This is a genomic window from Vibrio fujianensis (assembly GCF_002749895.1).
Lineage (GTDB): Bacteria > Pseudomonadota > Gammaproteobacteria > Enterobacterales > Vibrionaceae > Vibrio > Vibrio fujianensis.
In genome coordinates this window covers 295,176-316,134 of sequence record NZ_NBUS01000041.1, presented here as the reverse complement: position 1 = coordinate 316,134, position 20,959 = coordinate 295,176, and the positions used below count along the sequence as shown (strand labels likewise).

The following is a 20,959-nucleotide window of genomic DNA, read 5'->3' as shown; positions in this document are numbered from 1 at the left end:
ATTTTCGCGATCTGTTCACCGATCTTGTTCAGTTGACACATGGCATTGACTGCAATGTCGGTGTCACCTTGTGCAATTTTCTTTTGTTTCTGCGCGGTTGTCAGAATGCCAATACCCAGTGGTTTGGTAAGATAAATGAGGTCACTTTCTTTCGCTGTATCGTTACGTTGAATGCGATCTAGCGCCACTTGACCGGTCACGGCCAACCCAAAAATCGGTTCTGGTGAGTCGATGCTGTGACCGCCTGCTAAGCAGATTCCCGCATCGGCACACGCTTTACGCCCGCCATCAACCACTTGCTGCGCCACGTCAGCCGACAGGGTATTAATTGGCCAGCCAAGGATCGCAATCGCCATAATGGGTGTACCGCCCATGGCATAAATATCACTAATGGCGTTGGTTGCTGCAATACGTCCGAAGGTAAACGGGTCGTCCACGATAGGCATAAAGAAGTCTGTAGTGCTGATGATGCCGACTTCATCATTGAGTTGGTAGACTGCGGCGTCGTCGCAGCTTTGGTTGCCAACGAGCAGGTTAGGGTCGATAAAATGAGGTTGCTGTGAGGCAAGGATGGTGGCAAGAACTTCAGGCGATATTTTACAGCCGCAGCCCGCACCGTGGCTGTATTCAGTCAAGCGAATCGAATCTTCAATCATAATTAACGCTCATATTTGGTTACTAAACAAATTTTGAATTTTTAAAATAATATATGAATGGTGACTCAACTCGCTGATCTACATCATGACTCAGCGATGATACGAATATCAATTTGAAAATAGTCACTGCAGAGTTGACCTAGTTAAGCATGCTTAATTGTCGTGTGAGTTGAAAAGGATGCAAAGCCGAATGTACTCTGATGTAAAAAACGAATAAAAATCATAGAAACTAAAATTTACATTAAATCCCTATTTTTCTTTGAACATGCAGAGATTTTTGCCGTTTAAAATTCGTTGTAATGCTTCTGTCTACTAACGAAATGGTATGGGTATGATAGTAAGCAATGTATCTGATGAGTTGATCACTGAAAAAGCAAAGCTTGAATGGCTAGCATATTGGCGACATTTTAGTACTTCTAGGCAAGGTTACTGTTCGGAAGTGAATTGTATTGCACACCAAGAACATGGCGTGTTGGTAACAATAGCTGGAGAAATCGATAAAGTGTTCGTCATTCCGTTATGTAAAGCACATAGTGAGAATATAGAACGCTTGGAGGTATCAGAAAGCACAGAAATTGTTCCTGTAGATTTAACGCTGTAATTAGCGTTGTGAATTATCGCGACGTTTAGGGAGCGCTTTGGATGGTAGGGTTCCAAAGCGCTCTACCTGATATTATTTCTTTTTTTGATAAACCCTCTCAGGACGGCCGACTTTACCATGTTGAATCTCAGCGAATAAAAAGCCTTGAGCAACTAAAAATTCAAGATAGCGTCTTGCGGTTGTTTTACTTATTCCGACGGTATTTCCTAGCAATTCAGCCGTATAAATGATGGTTGTCTCATCAAATGCACGGATGACTTTATCAAGAGTGAGTTCATCAATGCCTTTGGGCAAAGTGTGCATCTGTGATGATTTAGATTGAAAGTTAAACAATTCATCAACATGACGTTGGTTAATGTTGTCATTGGCTTTTAATGAGCTGGTATATTTCAGGTAGCGTTGTAAAGAATCGGTGAGACGATCATAGGATATAGGTTTTAATAAGTAGTCAAAAGCGCCACATCTTACCCCCTCTCTGACGGTTTCCATATCATTAGCGGCGGTGATGAATATGACATCAGGAGAATGCTTTGTGGCGGTGATGTCTTTTAATAAATCAATGCCTTTTCCATCAGGCAAATAGTTATCGAGCAAAACAAGTTTTGGCTTAAGTAACTGAATCATTTTTTTTGCTTCAGCGATATTTTTCGCAATTCCAATGGGTCTGAATCGTTGCGTCTGCTGAAGATAGTAAGAATGAAAATCAGCGATGTTAGCTTCATCTTCTACGATCAAAACGTCATAAATTTCCATTTTCTAAGCTCTCGTTAGGAATAAATAAAGAAAATATAGTCCCTGCTGGTTCGGCATTGTCGATTAATATTGTTCCACCAACATGATTTACTAACTGATGAACTAAATACAAGCCAATGCCATGGCCTGGCTGTGTTTTACTTGTACTCCCCTTAATAAATAAGGAATCTCTGATCTCTTTGGGTATTCCTGTACCATTGTCTGCGACTTCCACTACCAATTCAGCGGCGTTAGCATCAGAAATTAAAATAGAGATACAGCGGTTACTATGAGCGTTTTTAAGGGTTGCTTCATAGGCATTATCTAATAAGTTGCCGATAATAGCGGCTAATTCATCATCGGTAAGCCTTGTTGGAGAGTGACTTAATCGGCAATAGGGGTCGAAATGTAATTCAAGGCCAAGTTCTTTTGCTCGACTGTATTTTCCGAGTAATAACCCCGCTATCACTTTGGAATTAAACGTAGATGAAATGAAGTCAATCAGTTGTTGGTGTGTTTCCGTTTCTTGTCTTATTGTTTTTAATGCTTCTTCATAAGCACCGATTTGGATTAACCCACTTATGGTTGATAGTTTATTCGCATATTCGTGACTTAACACCCGCAAATTGTCAGTTTGTTGTTGCACCTGTGTGAGTTGAGACGTTAAGGTGCTGAGGTCATTGCGCGGTCGGAAACTGACGACCCAGCCGGAGTGCTTATTTTCTTCCAAGATATTGACTCGTGTGGCAACCAGCGTTTCTCCATTACAAGTAATAACCTCATGCTTTCTTTGGCTCATTTTTGAAAAATCATCCATCTTTACGCCTAAGAAAAAATCAGCAGGGGTGACGTATTCATTGATCATTCGGCCTTGTAAATAGGATAAATTACGTGCGATGCCGAGAATTTTAAGACCTCGCTGATTTGCCGATAGAATTCGTCCTTGTTTGTCAACGGCGATAATTCCTTCATAAACAGCTTCAAAGACTGAATTTTGAACTCGTAACGAAAGGGCAATATCTTCAGGTTCCATGCCATACATCTGGCTTTTTATATGTCGAGAAAATAACCAAGCCCCTAATGATGAACACATTAAAATAATAAATAAAGCAAAGAAAAAGGGGGTAGAGTAAAGACGTAGCCAGTTGCTAACGGTATCTAATAAGTACCCTACAGAGACGACGCCAATAATTTCGCCTGTAGGTGAAACGACTGGCGATTTCCCCCGGATGGCAAATCCTAAACTCCCTTTCCTGATGGAGTAGTAGTGTAAACCTTCTTCTAATGCGCGCCTGTTATCACCTCCTTGCATTGGATAGCCTATATTAGATTTGTCTGGATGGGCGAGACGAATGCCATTTTGGTCACCAACTACAATAAAATTGGCATCTGAAATCCCTTGAAGGCGTTTGATTTGTTTTTGAATGCGCTCGGTATCGTGTAGCAAGATGGCTTGGATGAGTTGCGGATCACTGGCTATTTCACGTGCTTGAATCACCGCTCGTGTACTGACTTGGTGTCTTAAGGTGTCTGAAACAATGTAGTGAAAATAACCAGCAATTAGAAGGAGCTGGAAAGAAACGACGATGAAAAGTAATAACCAGACCCGTTGTCTAAATGAGAGATTACGGCAGAGATAATGGTGGAATTTCGGATCTGGCATGGGCTATTAACTTCTTGTTCGTTAAAGGATAAATTATCAAATGAAATGAACAAGAGACCTGATCGAGATCTAGTGAATAGATAAATTCAGGTCTCATTTTTTATATAAGTGTTTATCCGATCACATATTTAATCATCACTCCTGCTGCCACCGCTGAACCAATGACGCCAGCCACGTTTGGTCCCATTGCATGCATCAATAAAAAGTTCTGATTATTTGCTTCTAGACCAACTTTATTTGACACTCTTGCAGCCATAGGTACGGCTGATACGCCAGCGGAACCAATTAATGGGTTTACTTTTTCATTACTGAAACGGTTCATCAATTTTGCCATTAAGATGCCAGCGATAGTACCAATACAGAAAGCGATAATACCAAGGGCGAGGATGCCAATGGTTTGTGGTTGTAGGAATTTATCGGCGACCAGTTTTGAACCAACAGAAAGCCCTAAAAAAATCGTGACTACATTAATAAGAGCATTTTGTGCTGTTGCTGATAGTCGCTCAACAACCCCGCATTCACGCATAAGATTACCAAAACAAAACATCCCTAAGAGTGGTGTTGCTGAAGGCAGCAACATGGCGATTAAAATAAGCAGCAGCAGAGGAAAGCTTATTTTTTCTAACTTTCCGACACTTCTTAGTTGTTGCATGGTGATTTGGCGTTCAGATTCTGTGGTCAGCGCTCGCATTATAGGCGGTTGAATCAAAGGCACCAACGCCATATATGAATAGGCGGCAACAGCAATAGCCCCTAGCAACTCTGGTGCCAGTAAACTTGATACATAAATCGCTGTTGGCCCATCGGCACCACCAATAATGCCCACGGCTGCAGCTTGTGCAACACTAAAATCCATGACACCGATAGCGCTCAAGCCTAGTGCACCAAGAACGGTTGCAAAAATGCCAAATTGGGCTGCAGCACCCAATAGAAGAGTTTTGGGATTGGCAAGCAGTGGGCCAAAATCTGTCATGGCTCCGACGCCCATAAAAATCACTAATGGCCCAGCGCCTGAAGCAATAGCAATGCTATAAAACAAGTACAGCATACCATCTGAATATTGGTATTCTTGAGCAAGCAAATGAATATTTGCTAATTGAGTAGGGGTAGCGTTCGATAACGCGATTTTAATTTCAGTGGCGGAATGAGTTGTTATATTTAACATCGACCCAAAGGCAGACATGACTTCTGGCTTTGCTGCGTAAAGTGCATTATCAACGGCAGAAAGCGCTAACCCTGCATCAGGTAGGTTGGCCAGAATACCACCAAATCCGATAGGAACTAGAAGTAAAGGCTCAAATTGTTTCTTAATCGCTAGATATAACAAGAACAAGCCGATTAAAATCATCACAGCTTGTCCCCACTCAAGATGAAACAAGCCAAAGTCGTTAATGAGGTTTAAAGCATTTTCCATAGTTAATATCTCATTATGCTAATTGAAGCAAAGGTTCGCCAACATTAACTGCATCGCCTTCTGATACCTTGATATTCAGGATGCGACCTGCTCGAAATGCTCTGATTTCAGTTTCCATTTTCATGGCTTCTAAAATAAGTAGGACATCGCCTTTTTCTACGGAATCTCCAGGCTTGACATGGATCTTCCAAATATTGCCAGCTAAAGGCGCGTTTATGGACTCGGAATCCTCATGACTTAAGTCGGATTTAGGCACTATGGTTTGTGTTGTTGATAGTGACTCTATGTTTCCTCCTGTATTGACTTGAACGACATAGCTTTGGTTGTTAACGGTAATGGTATAAATGTCATTTTTAGGGGTTGAGGTCATGGACTGTTTCTCTACTATGGCGTTATGGGGCATTGGTGTAGGCTCAAATGCATTAGGATTATTGCGATTTTCCAAGAATTTCCAGCCAACTTGTGGGAAGAGTGCGATGGTCAATACATCCTCGATACTCTGTTCAGCAAGGACAATGTTTTTCGATTTTGCTTGCTCAGTAATTTTATTAATCAATGTTTTTATTTCAGGTTCAATTTTATCCGCTGGACGACAGGTAATCGGTTTCGAGTCTTTCAATACTCGGTGCTGTAGATCAGGATCGACGGGCGCAGGCGTTAGGCCATATTCTCCACGTAAAATACCGGCTGTTTCTTTCGTGATGTTTTTGTAACGTTCTCCCATGAGAACATTGATAACCGATTGAGTACCGACAATTTGAGAGGTAGGAGTCACAAGAGGCAGATAGCCAAGTTCTTTTCTTACTTTAGGGATCTCTTGAAGTACCTCATCGAGCTTATCTTCTGCATTTTGTTGTTTAAGCTGACTTTCCATATTAGTTAACATCCCGCCGGGAACTTGAGCGACAAGAATTCTCGAATCGGAACCTTTTAATTGGCCTTCGAAATCGATGTATTTTTTCCGAACGTCTCTAAAATAAGCAGCGACGGATTCTAAGGCTGAAATGTCTAATCCCGTATCATATTTAGTCCCTTGTAATACTGCCACTAAAGACTCTGTTGCTGGATGACCATATGTTCCGCTCATGGAAGAAATGGCTGTGTCTACTCGATCAACGCCTGCTTCAATTGCTTTCATCAAAGTCATCTCTGCCATACCCGCAGTCGAATGACAGTGTAAATGAAGATCTACATCTACTTGTTTTTTTAGTGTTGCTATCAATTCACTTGCTATAGTTGGTGTTAATATACCGGCCATATCTTTGATGGCGATAGAATCAACACCTAGTTCACTCAATTGCTGTGCAGTATCAACCCAAGTTTGTAGGTTATGGACAGGACTGGTGGTATAGCACAGTGTCCCTTGTGCATGTGCACCTTGTTTTTTGACCGCTGAGATTGCTTGCTGCATATTTCGGCAGTCATTCATTGCATCGAAAATTCGAAAAACATCCATCCCATTCATGACAGAGCGTTCGATAAACATATCGACTACATCATCGGCGTAATGGCGATAACCTAGTAAATTTTGACCTCTTAACAACATCTGAAGTGGTGTTTTGGGCATTGCTTTTTTTAGCTTACGCAGTCTTTCCCATGGATCTTCACCAAGAAAACGAATACAGCTATCAAAGGTAGCTCCTCCCCAGCATTCCAGTGACCAATAGCCGATATTATCCAATTCTGCTGCAATGGGGAGCATATCTTCAATACGTAATCGGGTCGCAAATAATGATTGGTGGGCGTCACGTAGTACAACATCAGTAATACCAATGTGTTGAGTTAACTTAGACATTCGTTTTCCTCTTATTACGAGTTTTGTTGATGGTGGTGAACAGCGGCAGAGAGAACCGCAATTAGCTGATTTTCATCTTGTTTTTGTTGTTTTTTATGTGTTTTCTTGGCCAACGTTGAGGTGGAATGAATACGCTCCAAAAAGTAAGACATTCCCTTTACAGTAAAAACTAAGAAAACAAGAAAAGTAAAAACAAACCCCATTCCTAAAGTCATGAGGTTGACGCCTTCTGTGAATAAATAACTATTCATAAGAATCTTCCAATAGAGAAAAAGAGCAAAGTGACGGCTTTACTCTTTGATAAATAGAGAGGGGTTAACTGCCTAGCATACCGAAGACAACACTAGCGATGACCAACACTACACCGCCACCAAGACGAGAAGAAATTTGGGCATAAGAAAGCAAACTCATTCGATTAGATGCAGCTAATACTTCTAAATCGCCAGATCCGCCACGGTTAGCCATACATAGTCCAGCGGTGATTGAGGATTCGATAGGATAAAATCCCATAAACCATCCACCAATGGATGCACCGATGATGGCTCCGAATACAATTAGGGTCGCTATGATGAGGTTTATAAAAGTTAGCGCATTGATAATTTCTCCAAGATCGGTATAAGCGATACCAACACCGACCATAAGTAACCACAACAGTTGTTTGGAAAAGAATGCGGATAGACGTTTTGCACCTTCTTTAATCTCTTCAGAGCAAATGCCACAGCCGTTAACAATCGCTACAATAATAACCATGTAAGCAAAGGTATGGATTTTGACATCGCCAAAACCTGGCAGAATTTGTTTAGAGAGAGCTGATGCAAAGGTATAAATGCATGCTGCCATCATTAGACCTATTGCGATTTCTCGTGGCGTTATTTTGGGCGTTTTTTGTTCTTCAACATCAAAGGTTGATTTTCGTAATAGTTCACCATTACCTGTCAGTGCTGGGACTTTCTCGCCAATGCTATTGAGCACTGCAGCAGCAATGATGGCTACAATGTTTGCGATGGTGAGGATTGCAATGGCGACGGAGTAATATTGCTCTTTGGAACCTCCTGTGACAGATTCATATATTTCAGATAAAGGAATAGCGCCAGCGCCATTGCCACCACCCATAATCGGTAATACGTAAAGCATCATGATTTTCTCAATAGAAATACCAAATATCATGCCACCTAAAATACCTAAGATAGAGGCTCCAGCGACAGCCGCGAGGATGGTTGGGATATAACCGACTAACGATTTAAGTAGTAGCTTTCGATTGACAGCTAGGATTGAGCCTGTAATTAAAACTGCAATAAATAAATCTAAGAAATCTGTTTTTTTCATAACGGCGGTAACGGTATTAATTTCATTCTGAGTCAGCAACCCTGCATGAACAAACCAAGCGGCGACTAGGAAGATCATAACAGGTGCACCACCAATATATTTATTGAATATTGGTAATCGTTTACCTAATTCGCCAAAAAGAGCACCAATAACAAACATAAAACCAAATCCGCCAACAATGTTATTGGGTATGGTGTCTGTTATATGGGCAATTAAAGTTACTGCAAACATAAAAGCATATAATGGAAGAGGTAATCCAAATATTCGGAATTGAGATAGGGCATCCAATCCTAGACTTTTTGTTTCTGGTATTGAAATCGTTTTTTCGTTCATCATTATTATTCCATTCCGTGTTGATTTAACATCGAGTAATTTATATTTCAAATGTTGAACTAACTGTGAGAGTGATCATTTTAAACTGTAGAGTATATCTACACTTATGAATTTAAAGTTTTTAATTAGTTTTCTTTTTAATTACAGTGAGTTGAGTGATTAAATTCATTAAAATCATAAATGACTTTTAGTCGAAGAAAATAATCGATATTGATCATTATTTTTCACGTTTAAGTCACGCATGATGAGGGGGTAGCAAAAGAGGGTAGAGCAATGATTGATACGTATTCATTTAGTCGAGTTAGCCGAAATCAATATGACAAGTTTGGTGCTATTACCGAATTTCTTGCTGGTTACGGTTTAGGTGTTGACGCTGATGTTGAACGATTTGTGGTCGCGAAATCTCAAGATCAAATTATTGCTTGTGGAGGGCTGGCCGGTAACATACTGAAGTCAATAGCAATCGACCCTGTGTTGCATGGTTCCGGATTTTCTCTTCGATTAATGACAGAGCTTACGGCAATGGCTTATGAAATGGATCGCTTTGAACTTTTTCTATTTACTAAACCAGAAAATATAAAATTATTTCGAAACTCTGGTTTTTACCCTATTGCGTATGCTGATGATAAATTAGTTTTGATGGAAAATAGTCAAACCAATTTAAGTAATTTTATTAATGAATTAAAAAAAGATAAAAAAACAGGAAAGAAAATAGGAAGCATTGTGATGAATGCTAACCCTTTTACCTTAGGACATCAATATTTGGTTGAGGTGGCCGCAGCTCAATGTGATTGGTTGCATGTTTTTATCGTGAGTGAAGAAGGCTGCGGTTTTTCTTATACTGATCGTTTTAATATGATAGTGATGGGAACGGAAAATATTACCAATATTACTTTACATAAAAGTTCTAACTATATCATTTCAAAAGCAACATTCCCCACCTATTTTATTAAAGATAAGTGCTTAATTGATTATTGCCATACGGCAATTGACCTCAATTTATTTCGTCATCATATTGCACCAGCACTAGGAATTACTCATCGATTTGTAGGTAGTGAACCAGAGTGTATGGTTACTAATTATTATAATCAGCAAATGAAATATCGATTGACAGTAGAAGAACTAACTAGCCCTGTGGTCAATGTGGTAGAGGTCGCGCGTAAGTGTACCTCTGGCCAGCCCATTTCGGCTTCTACGGTTCGAGGACTATTAAAAAAAGGGGAGTGGGAATTGTTGAGTTATTTTTTACCTATTACTTCCATAGATTATCTACATCAGCATCCAACTTGGTTTGCTTGGCGTAATGAAGAAATTGCAGCGGCTTAAATTAGCCAGCTTTTATTTTAACCAATGTGTTAAAGGTCATTTTAATGAAAATCATAAAACCCGCTTTTGCAGGGACACTTGAGTCAAGTGATCTGCAAGTTCGTATATCACCTAACCCTGATGGTGATATCCATATTTATCTTGATAGTACTGTACAAAAACAGTTTGGCAGAGCGATAGAAAAGTTGATCCAAGAAGTTCTTCGTTCAATGGGTGTGTCGTCAGCAATTGTAGAAGTCGAAGATAAAGGCGCGCTAGATTGTGTTATTAAAGCTCGTGTACAAGCCGCGGTGATGCGTGCAGCAGAGAACAACCAAATTCAATGGAGCAAATTATCATGAGTAAATTGCGTCGTAGCATGTTATTTGTACCTGGGGCAAATGCAGCCATGTTGAGTAATAGTTTTATTTATCAGCCCGATACCATTATGTTTGATTTAGAGGACTCGGTGGCATTACGGGAGAAAGATACCGCTCGTATGCTGGTTTTTCATGCCTTACAGCATCCACTTTATCAAGACATAGAGACGGTTGTTCGCGTAAATCCCCTTGAATCTGAGTTTGGTTTAAAAGATCTTCATGCTGTTGTTCGTGCGGGTGTTGATGTTGTCCGCTTACCCAAAACAGACAACGCAGAGGATGTTTTGGAAATGGAACGCTGTATAGAAGATATCGAACGTGTCTGCGGACGAGCAGTAGGGAGTACCAGAATGATGGCTGCAATAGAGAGTGCAAAAGGCGTCAATAATGCCATTGGTATCGCACAAGCCTCGCCTCGTTTAATTGGTATTGCGCTGGGTGCTGAAGATTATGTACGAGATCTAAAAACACAGCGAACGCCCGAAGGTGTTGAATTATTATTTGCTCGTTGCTCAATATTACAAGCGGCTCGTGCTGCTGGGATCATGGCTTTTGACACGGTTTATTCTGATGCCAATAATGAATTAGGATTTATCAATGAAGCTGAACATATTAAAACACTAGGCTTTGATGGTAAGTCGCTCATTAATCCAAGACAAATCGAGTTACTCCATAATGTTTTTGCTCCAACCCAAAAAGAAGTTAATTATGCAACTCAAGTGATAGAAGCTGCAGAAGAAGCGCAAGCCCAAGGGCTTGGTGTTGTTTCTCTCAATGGAAAAATGGTCGATGGGCCAATCATTGAACGAGCTCGTTGGACATTACAAAAAGCACAATCTGGGATTAAAGAGTAGGGCTAGATCATGAAAAAAATGGAACCATACACCTCATTATCATTGCCTGAAACAATGACGTTGTTTTCAGGAGCAAATACCTTAACACCACACCTTAATGAAGCAAACATAAACCTATCTAGAAAATTACAACCTGATTTATCTCAAGCTATTATCAAAGCTGGACTTAAAGATGGTATGACAATTTCTTTCCATCATGCCTTTCGTGGCGGGGATAAAGTCGTTAATTTAGTCTTAGAAACCATTGCGAATATGGGGTTTAAAAATTTAACGTTAGCTTCTAGTTCCTTAACCAGTGTTCATTCACCATTGGTTAATCACATTAAAAATGGGGTGATTAGTCGGATCTATACATCGGGTATACGGGGAGAACTTGGAGAAGCCATTTCACAAGGGATTCTTAAACAACCGGTGCATATCCATTCTCATGGTGGACGTGTTCATCTTATCAAAACGGGTGAATTGAAGATCGATATCGCATTTATCGGGGTTCCATGCTGCGATGAATTTGGTAATGCAAATGGGATGCATGGCCAATCACGTTGTGGTTCACTTGGATACGCAAAAATTGATGCGCAACATGCGAATCAAGTTGTGGTATTGACCGAATCTCTAGTTGATTATCCCAATCATCCGGCTTCAATTAGTCAAGACACAGTGGATCTGATCGTTCAAGTTGAGGAAGTGGGTGATGCCAGTAAGATTGGTGGCGGAGAAACTCGTTTAACCACTAATCCTCGTGAGTTGTTAATTGCGAAACGAGCTGCAGATGTGATCATTCACTCCGGTTATTTTAAACAAGATTTTACGGTACAGACGGGGTCTGGTGGCGCTTCTTTGGCGGTAACCCGTTTTTTAGAAAAGAGTATGGAAAAGACGGGGATTACCGCGGAGTTTGGGTTAGGTGGCATCACCTCGACTATGGTATCAATGTACGAAAAAGGCTTAATTCGTAATCTGCTCGATGTTCAATGTTTTGATTCAGGAGCCGTCGATTCACTTGCTCGTAACGTAAATCACGTAGAAATCTCAGCCAATGAATATGCTAATCCTTCTTCGAAAGGAGCTGTTGTGGATCGACTCGATCTTGTCGTTCTTAGTGCACTTGAGATTGATGTTAACTTCAATGTAAATGTGATTACTGGTTCTGATGGTGTCATACGAGGCGCATCTGGTGGTCATTGCGATGCAGCCGCTGGTGCTAATCTAGCGGTGGTCGTTGCCCCATTGGTACGAGGGCGGATTCCAACAGTCGTTGAGCAAGTCCTAAATGTCGTTACGCCCGGGCAGTCAATTGATGTATTAGTAACAGATCACGGTATTGCAGTTAACCCACTGCGGCCTGAAATTAAAGCGAGGTTATTAAAGTCAGGTCTTCCTGTTTTCGATATCGAAGCGTTAATGGTTAGAGCTCAATTGCTAACCGGCACAGCTGAGCCGATTGAATATGAAGAACAAGTCGTTGGTTATATACGCTATCGAGATGGCTCAGTCATTGATGTGATCAAAAAGGTAAAAATGGTATGAGTCTTGATTATGGGCAAACTGTGAGCCTCGACCAAGTGTTGGCGAACAAAGAAGCTCGGGTGCAACGACAAGCAGAGTGGCTGAAACGCTACTCTCTTCCTTTAGTCTCGTTTTCCGTCAATATGCCGGGTCCACTAAAAATGACGGATTGTACGAAGTTGATATTTGATCAAGGAGTACAAGCCATTCAGGAAGCTTGTATTAAAAAAGGGTGGCGGATTGAAGGGCGTCAGTTGTTATTCCAATTGACGGGCCCTGAAGCCATTTTTTCGGTGAGAGTATCAGAAGCCATCGCCCTAAAGCGTGTCATGATAGCGATAGAAAACCAGCACCGCTTAGGACGAGTTATGGATATAGATATCATTGATGTAAATGGAAAAGTTATCTCAAGAAAAGGACAGGGCATGGCAAGGCGTACATGCTATATCTGTGATAACGATGCGGTAGTTTGTGCCCGCTCTCGTCGTCATGATGTACAAACCTTAGTATCTTATATCGAGGCGATGGTGTGCCATGACCAATGTTGCTCTTAAATTATTGCTCGATCAGGATGTCGGCAATTTAACACAGGTTAATCCGCGAGTGAGAGGAAAAGCTCATCTATTTTCATTAATTGCAGAGCTTGCTTATCATTCTATGCTGGTCGAAGTTCACCTTTCACCTAAACCTGGATTAGTGGATTTGATAAATAATGGTTCACACTCAGACATGGATGTCGCTTTGTTTGAAGCCAGCGCGGATGCAATACGACCTTTTTTAAATGATTTTCTTTATGCAGGTTTTGAGCATTCTCAATGTTCAGTTGAGAGTCTGATCGATGTGTTGCGTCCCATTGGCTTGAAAGCTGAAAATGCAATGTTTAACGCCACGAGTGGAGTTAATACTCATAAAGGGATGATATTTTCTCTTGGACTGGTATGTGGCGCAGTGGGATGGTTGGTTGGTAAAGGTATCACAATTGATGCGAATTATATTAGTCAAGTTATAAAACAGAGTTGTTCTTTATTGATTGTGCGAGAATTGGATGATTCAACTAAGGTGCATACTCACGGACAAAGGTTATATCGAGAATTTGGCTTAACTGGTGCCCGAGGAGAAGCGGCGCGGGGATATCAAACGGTACTGACTTATAGTTTACCAGCATATCAAACCGCCCTCTCTGAGGGGGCTTCAGCCGAAGAAGCTCTCTGGCAGAGCCTTGTTACTCTTATGGCCTATAATCAAGACACTAATGTGGTATCTCGTGGCGGTATGCATGGTTTACGTTATGTTCAGAATATGTCAAAAAAACTATTAATGCATGGCGGTTGGCTTGACCCTCAGTTTGAAGGAAAATTAATTGACTTTGACAGAGAGTTAATCAAGAGAAACTTAAGTCCGGGTGGGAGTGCAGATCTATTAGCCATAACATGGTTATTGGCAGAAATAGAGCCATTGAGTCAATACTCGGCGATAGATATTGACTAATGTCCTACTGCTATTATGAATATTAATAGTAGTAGGGTTTTCCTACTCGCATAAAACTTACCGTAGCATAAAACTTACCGTGTGCTAGTACACCCAATATATTCCACATCGTTAGTGCTGATGACGATGTGCAACAAACTCAAAGCTGTGTTGATGGAGTCTAAAATAGTTGATGGTAAATTCAAATGGTCGACCATCGACTAATTCACTTACCGATTCGACGCGAAGGATAGGAGCTCCCTCCTCGCTATTAAGTAAACAAGCCAAATTTTCGGTCAGTGTATCCGGCCAAACCACTTGTCGGCTTAAGGCTATCGTCAGTCCTTTTTGATTCTCAATATAATCGTATTTTGAGGTTTGCATCACTTCTAAACTTAAGTCGGTAAACATCTCGACCGGTAAATAAGTGCACTCTAAAATTTCCGGTTCCTTATCTATCAAACGTAAGCGTTGTACGGCATAGATAAGTTGCCCTTCTTCTAGTTGTAATTTTTGGGCAATTGAAGCATTGCAGGGTTGAATTTCAAATGTGATCACTTGCGAAGACGGTTCTCTGCCTTGTGCTGACACTTCTTCAATAAATCCGCTTAACTCAAAGGCATTATGTTGAGTTTTTGCTGCTTTGACGTAAGTACCACTCCCTCTGACACGAACAAGTAAATCTTGTTCAACCAAGATCTCCATGGCTTTACGAATCGTCACCCGGCTCACCGAAAATATATTTTGTAGTATTGCTTCTGTGGGGAGCAGTGTTCCCGGTTTATATTCACCACTTTTGATACCTGCGATCAATTGATCGGCAATCTGTAAATATCTTGGTTTGTCCACGCAAGTCCTCCTTCCATTAATGCTAGCCATGATAGCAAAACTGTGATCGTTAATACATTTAAAATACATTTTCGACAGTTTAGTGTTGATTAGATCAAAAAACAATCTTATATGTATTACTTTTGTATTGTATGTTTGATACTTTAATAATACAAAGTGGCTGGTTACAGAATGAGGATAACAGCATGAAAAAACAAAAACTCACCATCGTTGGAGCGGGTAGTACCTATACATTAGGTATGATCAATAGCTTGATTGCAGAGAAAGAGAACTTTCCACTCAGTAAAATTACTTTCTATGATATTGATGAACAGCGCCAGGCTTCGAATGCTTTAGCGACCGAAATTGTTCTGCGTGAAGCCTATCCAGAAGTTGAAGAATTTGTCTATACCACGGACAAAGCAGAAGCGTTTAGCGATAGTGATTTCTTTTTTATTCAGATCCGCACCGGTGGCCTAGCGATGCGGGAACGTGATGAGCAAATTCCGCTTTCATTCGGTTGTGTCGGTCAAGAAACCTGTGGGGCAGGTGGTATGGCTTACGGTCTGCGTTCTATTGGTGATATGATCACCTTAGTTAATGAGATCCGCCATTATGCTCCGGATGCATGGATTTTAAATTATACCAACCCGGCCGCCATTGTTGCAGAAGCCTTAAATCGAGAGTTTCCTGACGACAAACGAATTCTTAATATCTGTGATATGCCAGCGGCGATCATGGTCAGCTATGCTCAGCTACTTAATTGCGAAATTTGGGATTTGGTTCCAGAGTATTTTGGCCTCAACCATTATGGATGGTTTACTAAAATTCGTAATCGCCAAGGGGAAGATCTGACCGATAAAATTAAACACATTATCCTTGAGCAAGGGATCAGTGCAGTGGATGCCGAAATTGCCGATGATCCTTCATGGCAAGCAACATTTAAAAATATGCAGATCATGTTACGTGATAATCCGCAATTTTTGCCTAATACCTACCTGCAGTATTATCTCTATCCAGAAAAAATGGTTGCTAAAGAAGACATTAATAACACTCGTGCCCGTCAAGTGATTAATGGTCGAGAGAAGCGAGTGTTTGAGCTTAACCGACGCATTATTGAAGCGGGCACAGCACAGCATGAGCAGTTACATGCCGATATTCACGGCCGTTATATGGTCAGAGTGGCTGCTTCACTAGCCTATAATCTTGGAGAAACCTATCTTGTGATTGTGCCGAACCAAGGTGCAATTGCAAATATTCAGTCCGATGCCATGGTTGAAGTACCAGCAGCGTTGACCAATGACGGCCCAAAACCTTTTGCGGTTGGTCATATTCCAACCTTCCAAAAAGCCATGATCGAAACTCAATTGGGTTATGAGAAATTAGTGGTTGATGCTTGGTTTAGTGGTTGTCGTCAAACCTTAGTTAACGCTTTAACGTTAAATCGCACCGTGGTAAATGTGCCGACGGCACAGGCCATCGTGGATAAATTATTAGTAGAAAATGCCTCCTACTTACCTCAATTTAAATAAATTTTCAGGCCCAGTTATACGGGCCTATTTTATAAGATAAACCAAAGGATGAGGTCATTATGAAAGATATGATCCAACGTTTTGGCGCTGCGATGTTTGTTCCAGTGCTATTGTTTCCGGCAGCAGGGATGTTGCTTGGATTCTCAGTTATGCTACTCAATCAAGATTTATTTCCTTGGGCTGTTGAAGGGAGTACTTGGGTAAAAGTATCCACTATCTTACTGCAGGCATCATTGGCGGTATTTAAGAATATGTCTTTGGTGTTTGCGGTGGGATTACCGATCGCCTTGGCAAAATCAGCCTCTGGCCGTGCGGTACTGGCTACTTTAGTTTCTTACATTACCTTTAATTATGTAGTGGGTGGGATACTACAATTTTGGGGGCCAGAATTAGGGGTCAATTATGCTGCGGGTGAGCGTGGTTTAACGGATATTGGTGGAATTTTAACCCTAGATACTAACTTGATTGGTGCAATTGTGATTGCAGGGATCTCGGTATGGGTTCATAACCGCTACTTTGACAAAAAATTACCAAACTGGGCAGCGGTGTTTGGCGGCACCCCATTAGTCGTGATCATTAGCTTCCCCATTATGGTGTTGTTGGCGATCGTTACCTGTTTAGTGTGGCCAAGTATTCAACATGGCATCAATAACTTACAAACCTTTTTAGTCTCTGCTGGTTCATTTGGTGTGTGGGCATTCACCTTCCTTGAGCGAATTATGATCCCAACAGGATTACATCATTTTGTTTATGGTCCGGTGTTTTATGGCCCTGTGGCTGTGGATGGTGGGACGGTGGCCTATTGGATTCAACATATTCCAGAGTTTGCGGCTAATCCAGCGCCATTGACCGAACAGTTTCCTCAAGGGGGGTTGATGTTAACCGGGATGGGTAAAGTCTTTGGTTGTACAGGTATTGCACTCGCTTTATATTCTACAGCGAAGCCAAACAACAAAAAAATGGTGTTGGGTTTAGTTTTGGGAGCGTCTTTGACGGCCATACTCACCGGGATCACTGAGCCGATTGAGTTTACTTTCTTATTTATTGCTCCGCTATTGTTTGCTTTACACGCTGCTTTATCGGCCACTATGGCAACGATTGCTTATTGGTTTGGTGTGTCAGGTAACTTCCAGACAGGTTTGATTGATTTTGTGTTCCAAAATTGGCTACCTCTGGGCAGCAATCATGCTGGAACTTATGTCATTCAAGTTTTCATTGGCTTAAGTTTTACCGCTATCTATTTTGTTGTTTTTCGTACCTTAATTTTAAAATACGATATTCCTACCCCTGGACGTGGTGATGCGCAAGCTAAGCTATACACTAAATCTGACTTTAAGAAAGGTGCGGCGGTTGGTGAGGAAGCGAGCACTAGCGAAGACAACCAAGCGCTGGCCTTTATTGAGGGGTTAGGAGGTAAAGAAAATATTGCGTTACTGACTAACTGTGCCACTCGCTTAAGAGTAAAGGTACATCATCCAGAAAACGTTGCTGAAACAGAATTCTTTCAACACCATGGCGCAGTAAATGTGGTGAGAAATGGCGACAGTTTTCAAATTATTGTTGGTTTAACCGTTCCTCAAGTTAGAGAAGAAATGAGCCAGCGTATACGATTACCTGCTTAATCACCGGTTTGCTCCTGTGTTTATAGTTGCTAGGTAACCCCCAGCCCCTATCATTTGTAAGGTAGGGGCTTTTTATTACCGATAATAACAAGGTTAAGTTGATATTTTTTGTAATAAAAACACATTTAACATTTTTAAAACTTTCACATGTGATATTTTTCACAAAATTAATACCAGTTAAAACGAAGTTATCATGATTTTAAGTTCGACCTCATCACAATAAAACATGTGTCAATCCATTTAATGTGATTTAAATAGAAATTTTTATTTTTATTTTAAATATTGTTTATGTGATTTTTTGCACGTTTTGTGTATTGATTTGTAATTTTAACCAAATAAGTAAAAAACTTTCATTCTTTAAATGAGAAGTTAAGCATGAAAAAAGGCTTGATGTAATTTTTTTTGTAATAGAAATCACGATTTGGTCTTATTTCCCATGGCTTCTTTTTCCATTGATAATGCCTTTAACCACAACGGACAACAGTAATTGAGGTTTATCATGCTGTATGATCTTATTGATCATGAACTTATTGATGTGATTGATGATCGCCCTTATCAATGGCAAGAGGCGGTAAAAAAGACCACTCAATATCTAGAAGATAGAGGATATGTCTCGCAACAATATGCAGAGGCTATTATCCAATCAACCAAAGAGAATGGACCTTATTATGTTTTATGTCCAGGGTTGGCGATGCCTCATGCTCGCCCAGAAACTGGCGTACTAAAAACTGGTCTAGGCATTCATATCTTTCCTACTCCCGTTGATTTTGGTTCGGATCTTGGTCCGGCCAATATTTTGATCACTTTAGCTGCAACAGACTCTGATACCCACATAGAGGTGATTCAAGCACTAAGCGAGATGTTTGTGGACGAAGAGAATATTGCAATATTGGCACGAGCCTCTTCTAAAGAACAAGTGCTAGAGATAATCAAAGCATACTAAAAGGAACATAACGTGAAAGCAAACATGCGAGCGAATGTGCAAGCCTTTGGTGGATATTTAACTGCCATGGTGCTGCCAAATATTGGAGCCTTTATCGCTTGGGGCTTTATTACCGCACTTTTTATTCCAACAGGTTGGATGCCAAACGAAGCATTTGGTGAGCTTGTTGGGCCGATGATTACTTATTTACTGCCGCTATTGATTGGCTATACCGGTGGTCAACTAGTGGGAGATAAACGCGGAGCCGTTGCGGGTGCTATTGGGACTATGGGAGTCATTGTGGGAGCCAACATACCCATGTTTGTCGGCGCAATGATCATGGGGCCACTGAGTGCTTGGGTTATGGTTCAGGTCGATAAGCGTATCCAACACCGGATTCCTTCAGGGTTTGAGATGGTCGTGAACAACTTCTCACTCGGTATTATCGGCATGATCCTATGTTTATTTGCCTACCACATTGTTGGCCCATCGGTCACGGCAGCAAATTTATTTGTTAAGTCGGGGATTGAAGCATTAGTCGCGACAGGTTTTCTTCCTTTACTGGCTATCATTAATGAACCAGCGAAGGTTTTATTTTTAAACAATGCGATTGATCAAGGGATCTATTATCCATTGGGTTTACAAGCCGCTGCAGAAACCGGTAAGTCGATCTTTTTTATGGTAGCGTCGAACCCAGGCCCTGGTTTAGGTATGTTGTTGGCTTATGCTAAATTTGGTCAAGGCCTTTCTAAGCGCTCAGCACCGAGTGCCATCATCATTCATTTTTTTGGTGGTATTCATGAGTTGTACTTCCCGTATGTACTGATGAAGCCAATCATGATCGTCGCCATGATTGCGGGAGCAGCAACAGGGATCATCACTTTTAATCTGTTAGGTGCAGGTTTAGTCGCAGGGCCAAGTCCGGGTTCCATATTCTCTTACTTAGCACTGACTCCTAAAGGTGGATTTCTAGCCACCATCTCAGGTGTAACAAGTGCGACAATCGTTTCTTTTTTGGTTGCAAGTGCAATATTAAAAATGAGTAAATCTGTAGAAAAAGAAAGCGAATTCGAAAAGTCCGTCACAAATATGCAAGCGATGAAAGCACAAGGAACGGTCAAATCAAACACAGTAGGGCAGGCTCAAGCATTAGCAAAACCAATTGCATTTATTGCCTTTGCTTGCGATGCCGGAATGGGATCAAGTGCGATGGGGGCATCGATATTTAAACGTAAGCTCACCCAAGCTGGAATAGATATTCAAGTGCAGAATTTTGCTATCGAAAATGTGCCTAATGACGTTGATATTGTCATCACACATGAAAGCCTAGAAGAAAGGGCTATCAAAGCGACAGGTTTACCCGTTATCACGATTAAAAACTTTCTTAATGATCCCGCTCTTGATGAGTTGATGGTGATGATTGAGAAACAAGGCTAATAGGTTATTATGGGGCGGTCTATCCGCTCCATTGAGGAGAGGAATCATGGTAAAAACAACAGCAGCGGTGATCTGTGGTGAAAACGATGTCCAACTTAGAACGTTTGATTTACCCAGCATTTCCGCGGATGAACTTTTGGTCAAAAATATTTCTAATAGTATTTGCTTATCCACTTACAAAGCCGCATTACTAGGTAGTAAACATAAACGTGTACCTAATAATATTGATCAAGTCCCGGTGATGACAGGTCATGAATATGCTGGTGTGATCATACAAGTAGGAGAGAACCTAAAAGATCAATTTACCGTCGGCGACTACTTTGTTCTACAACCTGCGATGGGCTTACCTTCTGGCTATTCCGCGGGTTATAGTTATGAAACATTTGGTGGTAACGCGACTTATTCTATCATCCCTAAAATAGCAATCGATTTAGGTTGTGTTTTACCCTATCACGGGGATTATTTTGCGGATGCTTCGCTGGCAGAGCCGATGTCTTGTATCATCGGCGCATATCATGCAAGTTACCATACAACACCGTATATTTATGAACATCAAATGGGGATCAAAACGGGAGGGGCACTGGCT

20 protein-coding genes are annotated in these 20,959 nt (G+C 41.1%); 12 read left to right on the top strand and 8 right to left on the bottom strand.

Annotation, left to right across the window (positions count from 1 at the left end; genetic code table 11):
* Positions 1 to 653: selenide, water dikinase SelD (gene selD / locus B7C60_RS18565; RefSeq protein WP_281251676.1), on the bottom strand; the 653-nt coding region annotated here is incomplete at its 3' end.
* A gap of 334 nt (positions 654 to 987) precedes the next feature.
* On the opposite strand from selD, the gene B7C60_RS08630 reads away from it, so the two are divergent.
* On the top strand, positions 988 to 1,257 hold the full coding sequence (locus B7C60_RS08630; RefSeq protein WP_099611349.1) for a hypothetical protein: 270 nt from the start codon (positions 988 to 990) through the stop codon (positions 1,255 to 1,257).
* A gap of 72 nt (positions 1,258 to 1,329) precedes the next feature.
* On the opposite strand, the gene B7C60_RS08625 is transcribed toward B7C60_RS08630, so the two are convergent.
* The 6 genes from B7C60_RS08625 to citS form a co-directional block, all read right to left on the bottom strand.
* Positions 1,330 to 2,010 carry a response regulator gene (locus B7C60_RS08625; protein WP_099611295.1) on the bottom strand — a complete coding sequence of 227 codons (681 nt, stop codon included), beginning with the start codon at positions 2,008 to 2,010 and terminating at the stop codon, positions 1,330 to 1,332.
* A complete protein-coding gene (locus tag B7C60_RS08620; protein WP_099611294.1) occupies positions 1,997 to 3,652 on the bottom strand; it encodes an ATP-binding protein in 1,656 nt (551 codons plus the stop codon). The genes B7C60_RS08625 and B7C60_RS08620 overlap by 14 nt, the downstream gene beginning before the upstream one ends.
* A 112-nt stretch (positions 3,653 to 3,764) precedes the next feature.
* The gene (locus tag B7C60_RS08615; protein ID WP_099611293.1) at positions 3,765 to 5,066 is read right to left on the bottom strand and encodes a sodium ion-translocating decarboxylase subunit beta; all 1,302 of its coding nucleotides are present in this window, start codon (positions 5,064 to 5,066) and stop codon (positions 3,765 to 3,767) included.
* A 13-nt stretch (positions 5,067 to 5,079) separates the two neighbouring features.
* Positions 5,080 to 6,861: a sodium-extruding oxaloacetate decarboxylase subunit alpha gene (oadA, locus tag B7C60_RS08610; protein ID WP_099611292.1), complete on the bottom strand. Its 1,782-nt coding sequence runs from the start codon at positions 6,859 to 6,861 to the stop codon at positions 5,080 to 5,082.
* Between the two features lie 14 nt (positions 6,862 to 6,875).
* The gene (locus tag B7C60_RS08605; RefSeq protein ID WP_425445502.1) at positions 6,876 to 7,118 is read right to left on the bottom strand and encodes an OadG family protein; all 243 of its coding nucleotides are present in this window, start codon (positions 7,116 to 7,118) and stop codon (positions 6,876 to 6,878) included.
* A 58-nt stretch (positions 7,119 to 7,176) separates the two neighbouring features.
* Positions 7,177 to 8,520, bottom strand: a complete 1,344-nt coding sequence (gene citS / locus B7C60_RS08600; RefSeq protein ID WP_099611348.1) for a citrate/sodium symporter CitS — start codon at positions 8,518 to 8,520, stop codon at positions 7,177 to 7,179.
* Positions 8,521 to 8,793: 273 nt separating this feature from the next.
* Between citS and citC the strand changes: the two genes are divergently transcribed.
* Genes citC through citG form a run of 6 tightly spaced genes read left to right on the top strand, consistent with a single transcriptional unit; the run spans position 8,794 to position 14,053 of the window.
* Positions 8,794 to 9,846: a [citrate (pro-3S)-lyase] ligase gene (citC, locus tag B7C60_RS08595; protein ID WP_099611290.1), complete on the top strand. Its 1,053-nt coding sequence runs from the start codon at positions 8,794 to 8,796 to the stop codon at positions 9,844 to 9,846.
* Between the two features lie 44 nt (positions 9,847 to 9,890).
* On the top strand, positions 9,891 to 10,187 hold the full coding sequence (gene citD / locus B7C60_RS08590; RefSeq protein WP_099611289.1) for a citrate lyase acyl carrier protein: 297 nt from the start codon (positions 9,891 to 9,893) through the stop codon (positions 10,185 to 10,187).
* Positions 10,184 to 11,059, top strand: a complete 876-nt coding sequence (gene citE, locus B7C60_RS08585) for a citrate (pro-3S)-lyase subunit beta (protein WP_170887511.1) — start codon at positions 10,184 to 10,186, stop codon at positions 11,057 to 11,059. The genes citD and citE overlap by 4 nt, the downstream gene beginning before the upstream one ends.
* 54 nt (positions 11,060 to 11,113) lie before the next feature.
* Positions 11,114 to 12,586 (top strand): citrate lyase subunit alpha, encoded by a 1,473-nt coding sequence (gene citF / locus B7C60_RS08580; protein WP_161428399.1) that lies wholly within the window; start codon positions 11,114 to 11,116, stop codon positions 12,584 to 12,586.
* On the top strand, positions 12,583 to 13,119 hold the full coding sequence (gene citX, locus B7C60_RS08575; RefSeq protein WP_099611286.1) for a citrate lyase holo-[acyl-carrier protein] synthase: 537 nt from the start codon (positions 12,583 to 12,585) through the stop codon (positions 13,117 to 13,119). Before citF ends, citX begins: the two co-directional genes overlap by 4 nt.
* On the top strand, positions 13,100 to 14,053 hold the full coding sequence (gene citG / locus B7C60_RS08570; protein WP_099611285.1) for a triphosphoribosyl-dephospho-CoA synthase CitG: 954 nt from the start codon (positions 13,100 to 13,102) through the stop codon (positions 14,051 to 14,053). Before citX ends, citG begins: the two co-directional genes overlap by 20 nt.
* A gap of 111 nt (positions 14,054 to 14,164) precedes the next feature.
* Here the strand turns inward: citG and B7C60_RS08565 are convergent, their stop codons facing one another.
* The gene (locus tag B7C60_RS08565) at positions 14,165 to 14,881 is read right to left on the bottom strand and encodes a GntR family transcriptional regulator (protein WP_245869002.1); all 717 of its coding nucleotides are present in this window, start codon (positions 14,879 to 14,881) and stop codon (positions 14,165 to 14,167) included.
* Between the two features lie 185 nt (positions 14,882 to 15,066).
* Between B7C60_RS08565 and B7C60_RS08560 the strand changes: the two genes are divergently transcribed.
* The 5 genes from B7C60_RS08560 to B7C60_RS18560 form a co-directional block, all read left to right on the top strand.
* The gene (locus tag B7C60_RS08560) at positions 15,067 to 16,392 is read left to right on the top strand and encodes a 6-phospho-alpha-glucosidase (RefSeq protein WP_099611284.1); all 1,326 of its coding nucleotides are present in this window, start codon (positions 15,067 to 15,069) and stop codon (positions 16,390 to 16,392) included.
* Positions 16,393 to 16,451: 59 nt separating this feature from the next.
* Positions 16,452 to 18,014 (top strand): alpha-glucoside-specific PTS transporter subunit IIBC, encoded by a 1,563-nt coding sequence (locus tag B7C60_RS08555; protein WP_099611283.1) that lies wholly within the window; start codon positions 16,452 to 16,454, stop codon positions 18,012 to 18,014.
* A 499-nt stretch (positions 18,015 to 18,513) separates the two neighbouring features.
* On the top strand, positions 18,514 to 18,957 hold the full coding sequence (locus tag B7C60_RS08550; RefSeq protein WP_099611282.1) for a PTS sugar transporter subunit IIA: 444 nt from the start codon (positions 18,514 to 18,516) through the stop codon (positions 18,955 to 18,957).
* 12 nt (positions 18,958 to 18,969) lie between these two features.
* Positions 18,970 to 20,373 (top strand): PTS mannitol transporter subunit IICBA, encoded by a 1,404-nt coding sequence (locus B7C60_RS08545; RefSeq protein ID WP_099611281.1) that lies wholly within the window; start codon positions 18,970 to 18,972, stop codon positions 20,371 to 20,373.
* Positions 20,374 to 20,419: 46 nt separating this feature from the next.
* On the top strand, positions 20,420 to 20,959 hold a 540-nt coding region (locus B7C60_RS18560), incomplete at its 3' end, for an alcohol dehydrogenase catalytic domain-containing protein (protein WP_245869000.1).